The organism is Methylobacterium sp. 1A, from assembly GCF_058072805.1.
This window is the reverse complement of the sequence record NZ_JBYQVE010000001.1, coordinates 2,774,049-2,786,997: the sequence shown is the minus strand read 5'-3', so window position 1 is coordinate 2,786,997 and position 12,949 is coordinate 2,774,049. Positions and strand designations below refer to the sequence as shown.

Genomic DNA, 12,949 nt, shown 5'->3' with positions numbered 1-12,949 from the left:
GCCCCGCTCCCGCGCTCACGCCGCTCAGTTGCGGCCGGCACCGCCCGTCTGGCCGCCGCTCCGGCCGGCACCCTGGGCGCCGCCCATGGCGCCGTTGCCGCCCCCGCTGCCGCCGCTCATGCCGCCGCGCTCCGCGCCGCCCGTCCGGCCGCCCTCGGCGCCGGACTTCATGCCGCCCTGCTGGCCGCCACGATCGGACGCGTTGCGGATGCCGTCCTGCTGGCCGCCGCGCATGTCGCTGTTGCGCATGCCGTCGTTCTTGCCTTCCTGCTGACGGGAGGCCTTGTCCATCCCGCGATCCTGGCCGCGGTCGTTCCGGTCCATCCGGCCTTCGTTGCGGCCCTCGTTCCGCGACGCGTTGCGGATGCCGTCGCGCTCGCCGCGGTTGTCGAAGCGCGCGCCGGCGCGCTGCTCGGAGCGGAAGCTCGCGCTGACCGCACCGCCGCCGCTCAGGCGCCGGTACTCGGCGGAGCCGTAGCGCACCCGCTGGCCGCGGATCGTCACGAAGCGGTCCTCCTGGACGGAGACGAGGCGGCGGTACTCGGGGGAGCCGTACACCACGCGCTGGCCGCGAATGACGACGTAGCGCTCGCGCGGGCCGGTCTCTCGGACGCTGACGAGGCGGCGGTACTCGGGCGAACCGTAGAGCACGCGCTGGCCGCGGATCACGACGTAGCGCGCGCGCGGGCCGCGGTTCTCGGTGACGATCAGGCGGCGATACTCCGGCGAGCCGAAGACCACCCGGCGACCGCCGATGAACACGTAGCGGCCCTCGCGGCGGAAGCCGCCCTCGACCCGCTCGGACCGGACATCCGTCCGGCTCACGTCGGTCCGGCCCCGGAAATCGGCGCGGTCGGCGCGGCGGTCACCGCGACGGTCACCGCGATCGGCACGCGCGCCGTCGCGATCCCCGCGCTCGTCGCGGTCGGCGCGATCACCGCGACGGTCGCCCCGCTCGGCGCCGGCCCGGTCCTTGTCCTGAGCCATGCGATCCTGGCCCGTGCGGCCCTCGCCGCCGGCCTCGCGGCCCTGCGCGGAGCGGCCTGCCTCGGCACCGGAGCGCTCGGACGCCGCCTGGCGGCCGCCCTTCATGTCACCCTGCATGCCACCCTGGGCGCCGCCCTGCATGCCGCCGCGCTCGCCGCCACCGGCCTTCATGCCGGACTCGGCGCCACCCTGACCGCCGCGACCGCCCATCCCGGCGCCGCGATCGGCGCCACCCTGCTGGGCGTAGGCCGAGGTGCTGATCAGCAGCGCGGCCAATCCGATCGATAATTTCCGCATGGCGTACCCTCCAATGTTGAATCTGCGACGCAACGTCAAAGGTCGCGAAACGGTTCAGCCTGGAGGGCCCAAAAATTTACGCAACGAATACCGATCTTCGTGCGTTTCGCGCGGAAAAGCTTGGCCGTAGACGCGGGCATGCTGGTCCGCAGGCCCGCTGTCCTGCGCTCTACTGGCCGGGCTGTCCGGCGATCTCGGCCTCGACCTCCTGGGGATCGAGGTCGTAGCGCCGGGAGCAGAACTCGCAGGTGATGACGATGCGCCCGTCATCCGCCACCATCTCGTGCCGCTCCTGCGGCGTGAACGAGCGGATCATGCCCATCACGCGCTCCCGCGAGCAGCGGCAGGTCTCCTGAACCGGCTGGCGGTCGAACACCCGCACCCCGCTCTCGTGGAACAGCCGGTAGAGCAGCCGCTCGCTGGACACGTTCGGGTCGACCAGCTCGTGATCCTCGATGGTCGCGACCAGCGAGCGGGCCTCGACCCAGGCATCGTCCTCCGGCGCCTCCCCCGAGAGGTGCGCGTGCCCCTCCGGGATATCGCCCGGGGGCAGGTCGGCGAGGCGCGCCCGGTCCACCGACTGGGGCAGGAACTGCACGAGCAGGCCACCGGCCCGCCAGCGCCCGGCCCCCTCCTCCACGGCCTCGGCCACGGCGAGGCGCACCTGCGTGGGGATCTGCTCCGACTGGCGGAAATACTGGTGCGCGGCCTCCTCCAGGCTCTGGCCCTCGAGGGCGACGACGCCCTGGTAGCGGCTCGCGGCGGTGCCCTGGTCGATGGTCATGGCGAGATGCCCGGTGCCGATCAGCTCGGCATCCTTGAGCGGGCCGGTCCCGAGGGCCGCGACCCGCTCCGGCTCGAACCGCGCGGTGGCGCGCAGCCGGTCCGGGGCCTCGAAATCGACCACGATCATCGCGACCGGACCGTCGGTCTTGGTCTGGAGCTGGAACCGGCCCTCGAACTTGAGGGAGGAGCCGAGCAGCACCGTCAGCGCCGCGGCCTCGCCGAGGAGGCGCGCCACCGGGTCCGGGTAGCCGTGGCGGCGCAGGATCGTGTCGACGGCCGGGCCGAGCCGGACGACGCGGCCGCGGACGTCCAGCGCCTCGACGGCGAAGGGCAGGACGGCGTCGTCCGTGCCGGCATGGCCGTTGCCGGCATTCTGGGGCTGGGATGGCGACTGGGGGTGCGACTGCGTTCCTGAGGTCATGCCCTCTCCGATCGATGCGTCCGGCGGCGCGTGCCGGCAAAGCGGGGATCCGTCCTCCCGGGGGCCGGGCGGCGTGAGGCGATGACCTTGGCGGAGCGATCGGATCCCTCACCCCGTCCAGCCCGGAGCGGGAGCGGCGGCGCAGCGCGCTCCGTTCGTCGCCGGGATGCCGCCTTCCGGCGGCCGTGATGGGGAGACGGGCAGCACGGGCCGCCCGCTCACGCCTATATGGTGCGCCGAACCCGCGAGCGCGAGGCCGGACAGTATGAGAGCGGGATCAGAGCCCGCTGGCGCCGAGGCACCAGGCCAGGATGCCCTTCTGCGCGTGCAGGCGGTTCTCGGCCTCGTCGAACACCACGGAGCGCGGGCCGTCCATCACCTCGGCCGTCACTTCTTCGCCGCGGTGGGCCGGGAGGCAGTGCATGAAGATCGCGCCCGGATTCGCCGCCGCCATCAGCTTGTCGTTGACCTGATAGGGGCTGAGCAGGTTGTGGCGGTGCGCCTCGTCGTCGTCGCCCATGGACACCCAGCAATCGGTGACCACGGCATCGACGCCGTCGACGGCCGCGAAGGCGTCGGTGGTGACGTGGACGTCGGCGCCCTCCTGCTGCGCCCAGGCGAGGAGCGCCGGCGGCGGCGCGAGCTCCGGCGGGCTCGCGACGTTGAGCGTGAAGTCGAACCGGGCGGCGGCGTGGACCCAGCTCGCCAGCACGTTGTTCGCGTCGCCCGACCACGCGACCTTGCGGCCGCGGATCGGCCCGCGATGCTCCTCGAAGGTCAGCACGTCGGCCATGATCTGGCACGGGTGGGAGACCTTGGTCAGGGCGTTGATCACCGGGACGGTGGCGTACTCGGCCAGCTCCAGCATCTGACCGTGGTCGAGGATGCGGATCATGATCGCGTCGACGAAGCGCGAGAGCACCTGCGCGGTGTCGCCGATGGTCTCGCCGCGGCCGAGCTGCATCTCGGAGCCGGTGAGCATCAGGGTCTCGCCGCCGAGCTCGCGCATCGCCACGTCGAAGGAGACACGGGTGCGGGTCGAGGGCCGGTCGAACACCATGGCCAGGGTCTTGCCGGTGAGCGGGCGCTCGGCCGCCAGCTCGCCCTTGCGGCGGCGCGCCTTGATGGCGGCGCTGGCATCGAGGACCCGGCGCAGCTCCGCACCGGAGAAATCCTTGAGGTCGAGGAAATGACGAGGGCCGGCACCGTTCAGGTGCCTGGCCGGGGCCTGTGCCCGGCCGTCAATCTGGGCTTTCATCGCGTCACAATCACTAGAGTCTGCTCACCGATCACCTGATCATGAACCGCACTCTACCTCCTGGCAGGGGCATCTCCGTCACGCGCGGCGGGATCGACCGCGCCCGGAAATGCTTCGGGCCGCCCTCCAGGGTCCGGGGGGCGGTGTTCTCAATCGCGCGGATCGATCCTACTCGGCCGCGCCGCGCACGGCCTCGAAGCCGGACGCCGCCGCGTCCAGGCGGCGGACCGCCTCGTCGATCTCGGCCTCGCCGATGGTCAGCGGCGGCAGCAGGCGGACGATATTGTCGCCCGCCGGGATCACCAGCAGGTGCGCGTCCCGCGCGGCGGCGGCGAAGTCGGTGTTCGGCACGCCGAGCTTGAGGCCGAGCATCAGCCCCTCGCCGCGGATCTCCTGGATGACGTGCGGGTGGCGGTCGCGCAGGGCCGCGAGCTTCTGCTTGAGCAGCAGGCCGGAGCGGGCGACGCGCGCGAGGAAGCCCTCCTCCAGCACGACGTCCAGCACGGCGTTGCCCACCGCCATGGCGAGCGGGTTGCCGCCGAAGGTGGTGCCGTGCGTGCCGGCGGTCATGCCGCGGGCGGCCTCGCGGGTCGCGAGGCAGGCGCCCAGGGGGAAGCCGCCGCCGATGCCCTTGGCGACGCTCATGATGTCCGGGGTGATGCCGGACCACTCGTGCGCGAACAGCCGCCCGGTGCGGCCGACGCCGGTCTGGACCTCGTCCATGATCAGCAGGAGGCCGTTGGCGTCGCAGATCTCGCGCAGCCGGCGCAGGTCCGCGTGGGGGATCTCCCGCACGCCGCCCTCGCCCTGGATCGGCTCGATCATCAGCGCCGCCGTCTCCGGCCCGATCACCGCCTCCAGTGCCGCCCAGTCGCCGGCCGGGACCTGGTCGAAGCCCTCGACCTTCGGACCGAAGCCCTCGATGTACTTCTGCTGGCCGCCGGCCGCGAGCGTCGCCAGCGTCCGCCCGTGGAAGGCGCCCGCGAAGGTGACGATCCGGTAGCGCTCCGGCTGCCCGCCGGCCGCGTGGTACTTGCGGGCGATCTTGATCGCCGCCTCGTTCGCCTCCGCGCCCGAGTTGCAGAAGAACACCACGTCCGCGAAGGTCGCGTCGACGAGGCGCTGCCCGAGGCGCTCGCCGCCCGGGATCTGGAACAGGTTCGAGGTGTGCCAGATCTTGCCCGCCTGCTCGGTCAGCGCGCCGACGAGGTGCGGGTGCGCGTGGCCGAGGCCGTTCACCGCGATGCCGGCGCCGAAGTCGAGATATCGCTCCCCACCCTCCGTCACGAGCCAGGCGCCCTCGCCGCGCTCGAAAGCGAGCGGCGCGCGGACGTAGGTCGGCAGAAGGGCTGACGTCACGGGTCCCATCTCCGTTTCACGCAGGATCCCGGAGCGAGCGTTGAGCCGGCTCCAAATGAAAGTGCCGCCTCAGTCCTGGGCGGCACGCGCGCGATTACTATGAAAGAGCCGGCGCCTGTCAACGTTTCAGTGCCCGGCGGGCCCGGCGGGCAGCCCTGCGCGCGGCACCGATAGAGCCGATCCTGACGGCGAATCTGCGGCGGTCCCGTCCCGGATCACCGGAGAATCGCGGGGCCGCGATCCCGGCCTTCGCGGCGGCGGCCCTTGCGCCGCGGGGGGCGGCCGTGCTCCTGCTCCCGCGGATTCGCAGGAACCTGGGAGAACCCGATGAGCTCGATCAAGGAACGCCTGGCGGCGCTGGGCCTGACGCTGCCGAAGGCGGCGGCGCCGGTCGCCAACTACGTGCCGTTCGTGCGCGCCGGCAACCTCGTGGTGATCTCCGGCCAGGTCTGCTTCGGCGCGGACGGCGCCATCGCCGCCGAGCACAAGGGCAAGGTCGGCGGCAACGTCTCGGCCGAGGCCGGCAAGGCGGCCGCGCGCCTCTGCGCCCTCAACGTGCTCGCCCAGCTCGAGGCCGCGGTGGGCGACCTCGACCGCGCGGTGGTCCAGTGCGTGCGGCTCGGCGGCTTCATCAACGCGGCGCCGGGCTTCTCGGCCGTGGCCGGGGTGATGAACGGCGCCTCCGACCTGATGGTCGAGCTCCTCGCCGACCGCGGGCGCCACGCGCGCTCCACCGTCGGCGTGGCCGAGCTGCCCCTCGACGCCGCCGTCGAGGTCGAGGCGATGTTCGAGGTCCGCTGACGGTGGCCGCCCCCGACTGGCTCACCGCGCGGCCGATCGCCCATCGCGGCCTGCACGACCGCGCGGCGGGCCGGCCGGAGAACACGCTGGCGGCGGCCCGGGCGGCCGTCGCGGGCGGCTTCGCCATCGAGTGCGACGTCCAGCTCAGCGCCGACGGCGAGGCGATGGTCTTCCACGACGCCGCGCTCGGGCGCCTGACCGGGGCGAGCGCGGCTCTGGCCGACCGGTCGGCCACCGAACTCGGGACGCTCACCGTCGCCGGGTCCGCGGAGACGATCCCGACGCTGCCGGCCTTCCTGGCGGCGGTGGCCGGGGCGGTGCCGGTGGTGATCGAGGTGAAGTCCCGCTACGACGGCGACCTGCGGCTCGCGACCCGCGCCGCCGAAGTGGCCGCCGCCTATGACGGGCCGGTGGCGCTGAAATCCTTCGACCCGCAGGTGGTCGCGGCCCTGCGCGGCCTCTGCCCCGCCGCGATCCCGCGGGGCATCGTGGCGGAGACGACGCAGGACGACCCGGTCTACGCGGCCCTGACCCCCTCGCTCCGCCGGTCCCTCTCCGACCTGCTGCACCTCGCCGACACGCGGCCCGACTTCCTGTCCTGGCGGGTGGACGACTTGCCCTGCGCGCCGACCTACCTCTGCCGGCTGCTCGGTCAGATCCCCGTCATGACCTGGACGGTCCGGAATGCGGAGCAGCGCGCCCGCGCGGCCGCGCACGCGGACCAGATGGTGTTCGAGGGCTTCGTCCCGTAAATTTTCCTACGCCCTGTCCGATTCTGTCCGACCAAGATCGCCATGACCGCTTCGAGTGACGCGCGCGCCCGCTTCGCGCGGCTCTGCGGGGGCCTCGCCCTCGCCGCCACCCTGCTCTCCCCGGCGCCCGCTTCGGCGGCCGACCCGTGCGCGGGCACGACCCAGGCGGATCTCAACGCCTGCGCGGCTGCCGATTACCGGGCCGCCGACACGGCGCTGAACGCCGTCTACGGGCAGCTGATGAAGAAGATCGGCCCGAAGACGAAGGACGCCCTGCGGGGCGCCCAGAAGGCCTGGCTGTCGTACCGGGACGCGACCTGCTTCCTCGAGACCATGGGCCTCGACGGGGGCTCGGCCTACGCGATGGAGTACAACGGCTGCCTGAAGGGGCTGACCGACGCGCGGATCAAGGTCCTGAAGGGTTACCTCGACTGCAAGGCGGACGACGTGTCGTGCGTCGGCCGCCTCGGCGAGTGAGCGCGGGCCGCGACGGCGCCGTCCGGTTCGGAGCGCGCGCGCGTCGCCGCGCGCCGTCCTGGAGGCCGCGCGAAAGCGCGGGGCGGGTGACGTCGGCGGCCGTCTGACAACGCTGCCATGGTCGCCGCGCGCATCCGCCCGCTTGCCCCCGGCCGGTCAGGGGCTAGAGTCCGGCCCATGAAGCAAGCACCCGGGCCGACGCCGGAGACCGCCGCACTGACCGTGCGGGCGCTTCCCGGATTGAAGGAGATCGGCGCGGCGGAATGGGATGCCTGCGCCTTCTCGCCCGAGACCCTGGCGGCGGGCGACGAGACCCACAACCCCTTCCTGTCGCACGCTTTCCTGTCGGCGCTGGAGGATTCGGGCTGCGTCTCGCGCAGGACCGGCTGGCTGCCGCTCCACGTCTCGGTCGAGCGCGACGGCGTCCGCCTCGGCGTCGCGCCCTGCTACTTGAAATCGCACAGCCAGGGCGAGTACGTCTTCGACCACGGCTGGGCCGACGCCTACGAGCGGGCCGGCGGCGCCTACTACCCCAAGCTCCAGGTCAGCGTGCCGTTCACGCCGGTGACCGGGCCGCGCTTCCTGATCGCCCCGGGGGCCGATCCCGACGAGGCCACGGCCGGCCTCGTCGCGGGCCTGCGGGCCTTGCGGGGCGAGACCAAGGCCTCCTCGATCCACGTCACCTTCATGCGCGAGGCGGAGTGGGAGCGGGCCGGCGCGGCCGGCTTCCTGCAGCGCACCGACCAGCAGTTCCACTGGCAGAACGACGGCTACGCGACCTTCGACGACTTCCTGTCCGCCCTCGCCTCGCGCAAGCGCAAGACCATCCGCAAGGAGCGCCGCGACGCCCTGGCGCCGGGCATCACCGTGGAGCACCTGACCGGCGCGGCCATCACCGAGGCCCACTGGGACGCGTTCTACGCCTTCTACATGGACACGGGCTCGCGGAAGTGGGGGCGGCCCTACCTCAACCGCCGGTTCTTCTCGCTCCTGTCCGAGCGCATGGCCGACCGGGTGCTCCTCGTGATGGCGAAGCGCGGGGACGCCTACATCGCGGGGGCGATCAACCTCATCGGCGATACCGCGCTCTACGGGCGCAACTGGGGCTGCATCGAGGACCACCCCTTCCTGCATTTCGAGATCTGCTACTATCAGGCGATCGACTTCGCGATCGCCCGGGGCCTGAAGCGGGTCGAGGCGGGTGCCCAGGGCGAGCACAAGCTCGCCCGCGGCTACCGGCCGGTCCTGATGCACTCGGCCCACGACATCGCCGACCCGGCGCTGCGCCGGGCGGTGGCCGATTACTTGCAGCGGGAGCGCGCCCACGTCGCCGAGGCGGTCGACGTCCTCGACACGCTGACGCCGTTCCGGCGCGCGGACGCGGGCGACGCCTGCGCGACGCCCCCCGACGCCTCGTCCCCCAACACCTCCCCCCCCGAGAGTTCCGAGCCATGAGCCCGATCGACCGCATCAAGACCTACGCCGACGAGCTGACGGCCCTGCGCCGCGACCTGCACGCCCATCCGGAGCTCGGCTTCGAGGAGGTGCGCACCGCCGGCATCGTGGCCGACCTCCTCGAGACGTTCGGCTGCGAGGTGCATCGCGGCGTCGGCGGCACCGGGGTGGTGGGCCTGCTCAAGGGCCGCACCGACAACGGCAAGCGCATCGGGCTGCGCGCCGACATGGACGCGCTGCCCATCGAGGAGGAGACCAACCTTCCCTATCGCTCGACCTACGCGGGCAAGATGCACGCCTGCGGCCATGACGGGCACACGACCATGCTGGTCGGCGCGGCGCGCTACCTCGCCGAGACCCGCGATTTCGACGGCACCGCGGTGTTCGTGTTCCAGCCGGCCGAGGAGGGCCGCGGCGGCGCCCGGGCCATGCTGAAGGACGGCCTGTTCGAGCGCTTCCCCTGCGACGAGATCTACGGCCTGCACAACCAGCCCGGCGGCGGCCACGGCATGATCAAGCTCCGGCCGGGGCCGATCATGGCGGCGGCGGACTTCTTCGACATCCACATCCGCGGCAAGGGCATCCACGCCGCCCAGCCGCACCGGGGCGTCGACCCGATCATCATCGCCACCGGCCTCGCCCAGGCGCTCCAGTCGATCGTGTCGCGCAACGCCGACCCGCTGAAGTCCATCGTCCTGTCGATCACCCGGATCGAGGCGGGCTCCGCCTACAACGTGATCCCCGAGACGGCCCATCTCGCCGGCACGATCCGCACCTTCGACAAGGAGATCCGGGCGCTCGCCGGAACCCGCATGCGCGAGCTGGCGGCCGGCTTCGGCGCGGCCTACGGCGCCGAGGTCACGGTCGACCTGCAGGACGTGTTCTCCGTCCTGGAGAACGCCCCCGCGCAGGCGGCCGCCGCCACGGAGGTCGCCACCGAGCTCCTGGGCGCCGACAAGGTCGAGTCGAACGTCGTGCCCAAGATGGGCAGCGAGGACTTCGCCGACATGACCATGGCGGTCCCCGGCGCCTATGTCTGGCTCGGCGCCAATCCGGGGCCCGGCCTGCACAATGCCGGCTACAACTTCGACGACTCGATCATCCCGATCGGCAGCGCCTTCCTGGCGCGGATGGTCGAGCGCCGCACCGCGGCCTGACGCCGGGCGCCGTCCCCGCCCTCCGGGACTTTCCGGATGGCGGGCGATGTCGCCGCGCGAGCCCGATCGGCCGTCGACAGCGCGGCCGGCCGGTGCGAATCCTGACGGAACTCGCCCGCGAGCCAACGCGGGCCGCGAAGGGAGGGCGCCATGTCACCGGAGATGCGGGAATCGCGCGCGGCGCTCATCCTGCTCGCCGCCTCGGTGGGGGCGGTCCTGATTTTCGGCGCCTTCACGCTGCTCACGCAGCTCGGCTGAGGCGCGACCGCGATTGCAACCTGAGCGGGTCGATCCCGGCCCCGATCGGCGCGGCCCGGCGGCCCGACGATCGGGATTCCGCCGTCCGCGCAGGGGAATGCCGTTGATGCTTCACGGGCTATCGAGTTGAGTTAACTGCTCATTAATTCCATCAGCGGTTGTATGTCTCCGACGAAGGCGGGCACGGTGCGCGCTGGAACCGGAGTTCGCCCATGATGGCCGACGCAATCCAGGGCCCCCGCCCTCGGCCGGTCGACCTCTCGGCCGCCCTCGACGCCTCCGGGATCATCGGCGCGTGGTCGTGGTCGCCGCGCGCCGAGCGGTGCGTCCTCGATGCCGGCGCCGCCGAGGTGCTGGCCGGGGATGCCGGGCTCGCCGGGCGCCCCCTCCCGCTCTCGGTCGCCAAGGCCTGCGTCCATCCCGAGGATCGGCCGGCCGTGGTGCGGCAGTTCAAGGCTCTGCGCGAGCGCGGCGGCCTGTTCGTGGCGGAGTACCGGACGCTGTCGCCCTCGGGGCAGGTCCGCCGGATCCTCGATCGCGGCCGGATCCCGCCGGGCGCCTCGAGCCGGCGCCTCGGGCACGGTGTCATCATCGACGTGACCGACGAGCCGTCGGCGACGCGCGCGATGCCCGAGCCCGCGGACGCGCTCACCCAGGCGGTCGACCGCGCTCTCGAATGCCGCGACGCCCTGGAGGGGGTGGCGGATTCCGAGCTTCAACTCCTGATCGACATGCTGCTGCTGCACCTCGGACGGCGCATCGCCAAGGCCTCCACGACCGGTGCGCGCCGCGGCGGCCACTGAGCGGGGCTGCCGCGTCCTGTCGGGGCTCTGCCGGGCCGTCCGGCCCGGCTCACTGCACCAGCACGGCCTGGTTGCAGAGGGTGCCGTCGACCTCGAGGTCGGCGTAGCCCAGACGCAGGCCGAGGCTGCGCAGGACGGTGTCGAGCACGAGGTCGACACCCGGCGTCACGGTGCCCAGGGCGGTCGTCAGGGTCGACTGGATCAGCGGCGGCACGCCGACGTCGCCGACGCTCAGCACGAGATTGCGCAGCAGGCTGCCGGTGAGCGACTGGGTGAGGTTGCCCGAGGCGACCGTGCGCACCGTGTGGTTGGCGATGTCCGCGTCCGAGAACACGAGGGTCTGCGACCCGGTGCCGAGCGTCGCCAGGGCGCGCCCGGAGACGGTGATCCCGAGCACCGTGACCAGGGGCGCGGGCTGCGACAGGTCGGGGCTCGCGCTGCCCCCGTTGATCGCGGTGCGCGGCACCTGCGCGATCGCCAGCGTCGCCAGTCCCGTCTGCGCGTCGAGGGTGACCTTGCGTCCGCCGGACCCGGCGCAGCTGAGCGACCGCAGGGTCGCCTGCGCCGGTGCCACCTCCGCGTAGACCGGCAGGGTGATGGTTCCGAGCCCGAGCGCCGTGACGGTGGTCTCGATCAGCAGCCGGGTCTGCGCCGTCTGCACGGTGGCGTTCCGGCTGCCCGGCCGGACCCAGCCGGAGCTGCGCTTGCGCTCTCCGATCGCCAGGGTCAGGCGCGTCGAGAGCAGGCCGGGCACCGTGGCTCCGAGATCGATCGCCACCTGATTCTGGCCGTTCGCCAGAGAGGCGGCCGCGCCCAGCAGGTTCAGCACGTTGAGCGAGGGGCCGGCGAAGCCCCGCGGCGGCGCCAGCGCGGCGGCGTCGCCGAGCCCGTCCACCTGGCCGATCGCGACGAGGTTTCCGGCATTCGGCAGGGCGTTGAGGATCCCCGACAGGGCCGACACCGCGCTGCCGTTGTCCGCCGCGGCGACCCGGAGCGCCATCAGCATCTGACCGACGCTGGCATTCGCCTGAACGATGTCGGTGTAGTTCGCGGCCTGCATGTTGAGGCTCGCCCCGAGGGCGTCGAGGACGCGCAGCCCGTCGACGCGGGCGCTGGCCAGGGCATCGTAGTCGCTGACGCTGAGCGACAGCTTGGCCCCGAGCAGCGCGCCGAGCAGGGCGTTGGCGATGCCGCCGTCGAGCTTCAGCGTGCCGGACCCGATCGTGAAGGCGGCGAATTGCGCGCTCGCGGCGGTGCCGGTCACCCGCAGCGGCACCGCGGCGGGCAGGCCGATCGCCCGGCCGAAGGTCACCGGGACCGAGGTCGCGAGGCCGACCCGCACCGCGTTCGCCGGGCTGCCGCCGGCGCTGAACCGGCCGCCCGGGGCGACGCCCTTGGTGCTCGCGTCGTAGCTGCCGGGCGCGACCGTGGCGGTCGCCGCGCCGTAGCCGTTGTCGCCGAGGGAGCGGCGGGCGACCGTGTCGGCCTGGCTCGGATCGACGGCCGCCAGCATGGCGGCGATGTCCACCGCCCCCTGCGCCTTGCGCCGCGCCTGGAAGACCAGGCCGAGATCGATCCCGACCGCGCCCGCCCCCATCAGCATCGCGCTGCCGAGCGCCACCAGGATCGCGACGTTGCCGCCGCGCGCGGCCCCGAAGCGGCGCAGGCGCCCGCCCCGGCCGATCACAGGCCGCCCTTCCGGACGCTGACGGTGCTGCGCAGCACGGTCGGGAGCATCGGCAGCAGGCGCGCGAAGGCGTTGATGCCGAGCGTGTTGGCGTCGAGGGTGACGGTGACCGTGTACACCGTCGCGTCGCTGGGATCCGGCCCGACCTGCACGACGATGCTGCCCGGCCGGAACATCGCGCCGGCGCTCAGGCTCCGATTCACCATGGACTGGGCGAGATTCGCGCGCTCGGCATCCGTGACGCCGGCCACAGAGGCGCGGGCCGCCTCGGCGGCGATCTGGCGGAGGTTGTGGGCGGCGCCGAGGCAGATCCCGAACACCGCGATCCCGGCGAAGAGCAGGAACAGCACGGGCGCCACGAGGGCGAACTCCACCGCGGAACTGCCGCGCCGGCAGGTCCACCCGTTCGGCGCACTCCGCCGGCGCAAGCGCCGCATGCCCATCGCATCGC

Annotated in this window: 12 protein-coding genes; 6 read left to right on the top strand and 6 right to left on the bottom strand. The window is 72.9% G+C overall.

Annotation, left to right across the window (positions count from 1 at the left end; genetic code table 11):
• Positions 1-24: 24 nt before the first annotated feature.
• The 4 genes from ACX9MN_RS13605 to ACX9MN_RS13590 form a co-directional block, all read right to left on the bottom strand.
• The gene (locus ACX9MN_RS13605) at positions 25-1,284 is read right to left on the bottom strand and encodes a hypothetical protein (protein WP_489724700.1); all 1,260 of its coding nucleotides are present in this window, start codon (positions 1,282-1,284) and stop codon (positions 25-27) included.
• A gap of 169 nt (positions 1,285-1,453) precedes the next feature.
• Entirely contained in the window at positions 1,454-2,491 is a 1,038-nt protein-coding gene (locus tag ACX9MN_RS13600; RefSeq protein WP_489724699.1) for an Hsp33 family molecular chaperone, read from the bottom strand.
• 277 nt (positions 2,492-2,768) lie between these two features.
• Positions 2,769-3,749 (bottom strand): ornithine carbamoyltransferase, encoded by a 981-nt coding sequence (gene argF, locus ACX9MN_RS13595; protein ID WP_056533996.1) that lies wholly within the window; start codon positions 3,747-3,749, stop codon positions 2,769-2,771.
• A 168-nt stretch (positions 3,750-3,917) separates the two neighbouring features.
• Positions 3,918-5,108 (bottom strand): aspartate aminotransferase family protein, encoded by a 1,191-nt coding sequence (locus ACX9MN_RS13590; RefSeq protein WP_026605084.1) that lies wholly within the window; start codon positions 5,106-5,108, stop codon positions 3,918-3,920.
• Positions 5,109-5,435: 327 nt separating this feature from the next.
• On the opposite strand from ACX9MN_RS13590, the gene ACX9MN_RS13585 reads away from it, so the two are divergent.
• The 6 genes from ACX9MN_RS13585 to ACX9MN_RS13560 all read left to right on the top strand — a co-directional run bounded on the left by ACX9MN_RS13585 (position 5,436) and on the right by ACX9MN_RS13560 (position 10,811).
• Complete coding sequence (locus ACX9MN_RS13585; RefSeq protein ID WP_020094162.1) at positions 5,436-5,909, top strand: RidA family protein; 474 nt, start codon at positions 5,436-5,438, stop codon at positions 5,907-5,909.
• 2 nt (positions 5,910-5,911) lie between these two features.
• A complete protein-coding gene (locus ACX9MN_RS13580; protein ID WP_489724698.1) occupies positions 5,912-6,661 on the top strand; it encodes a glycerophosphodiester phosphodiesterase family protein in 750 nt (249 codons plus the stop codon).
• 42 nt (positions 6,662-6,703) lie between these two features.
• Positions 6,704-7,138, top strand: a complete 435-nt coding sequence (locus tag ACX9MN_RS13575; protein WP_020094160.1) for a lysozyme inhibitor LprI family protein — start codon at positions 6,704-6,706, stop codon at positions 7,136-7,138.
• A gap of 177 nt (positions 7,139-7,315) precedes the next feature.
• Positions 7,316-8,593, top strand: a complete 1,278-nt coding sequence (locus tag ACX9MN_RS13570) for a GNAT family N-acetyltransferase (RefSeq protein ID WP_091927082.1) — start codon at positions 7,316-7,318, stop codon at positions 8,591-8,593.
• Positions 8,590-9,750: a M20 aminoacylase family protein gene (locus ACX9MN_RS13565; protein WP_056534002.1), complete on the top strand. Its 1,161-nt coding sequence runs from the start codon at positions 8,590-8,592 to the stop codon at positions 9,748-9,750. Before ACX9MN_RS13570 ends, ACX9MN_RS13565 begins: the two co-directional genes overlap by 4 nt.
• A 470-nt stretch (positions 9,751-10,220) precedes the next feature.
• The gene (locus tag ACX9MN_RS13560) at positions 10,221-10,811 is read left to right on the top strand and encodes a PAS domain-containing protein (protein WP_020094157.1); all 591 of its coding nucleotides are present in this window, start codon (positions 10,221-10,223) and stop codon (positions 10,809-10,811) included.
• Between the two features lie 49 nt (positions 10,812-10,860).
• Here ACX9MN_RS13560 and ACX9MN_RS13555 read toward each other — a convergent pair whose 3' ends face one another.
• Both ACX9MN_RS13555 and ACX9MN_RS13550 read right to left on the bottom strand, forming a co-directional pair.
• Positions 10,861-12,498 carry a TadG family pilus assembly protein gene (locus ACX9MN_RS13555; protein ID WP_091927085.1) on the bottom strand — a complete coding sequence of 546 codons (1,638 nt, stop codon included), beginning with the start codon at positions 12,496-12,498 and terminating at the stop codon, positions 10,861-10,863.
• Positions 12,495-12,872 carry a TadE/TadG family type IV pilus assembly protein gene (locus ACX9MN_RS13550; RefSeq protein WP_244539964.1) on the bottom strand — a complete coding sequence of 126 codons (378 nt, stop codon included), beginning with the start codon at positions 12,870-12,872 and terminating at the stop codon, positions 12,495-12,497. Before ACX9MN_RS13550 ends, ACX9MN_RS13555 begins: the two co-directional genes overlap by 4 nt.
• Between the last annotated feature and the right edge of the window lie 77 nt (positions 12,873-12,949).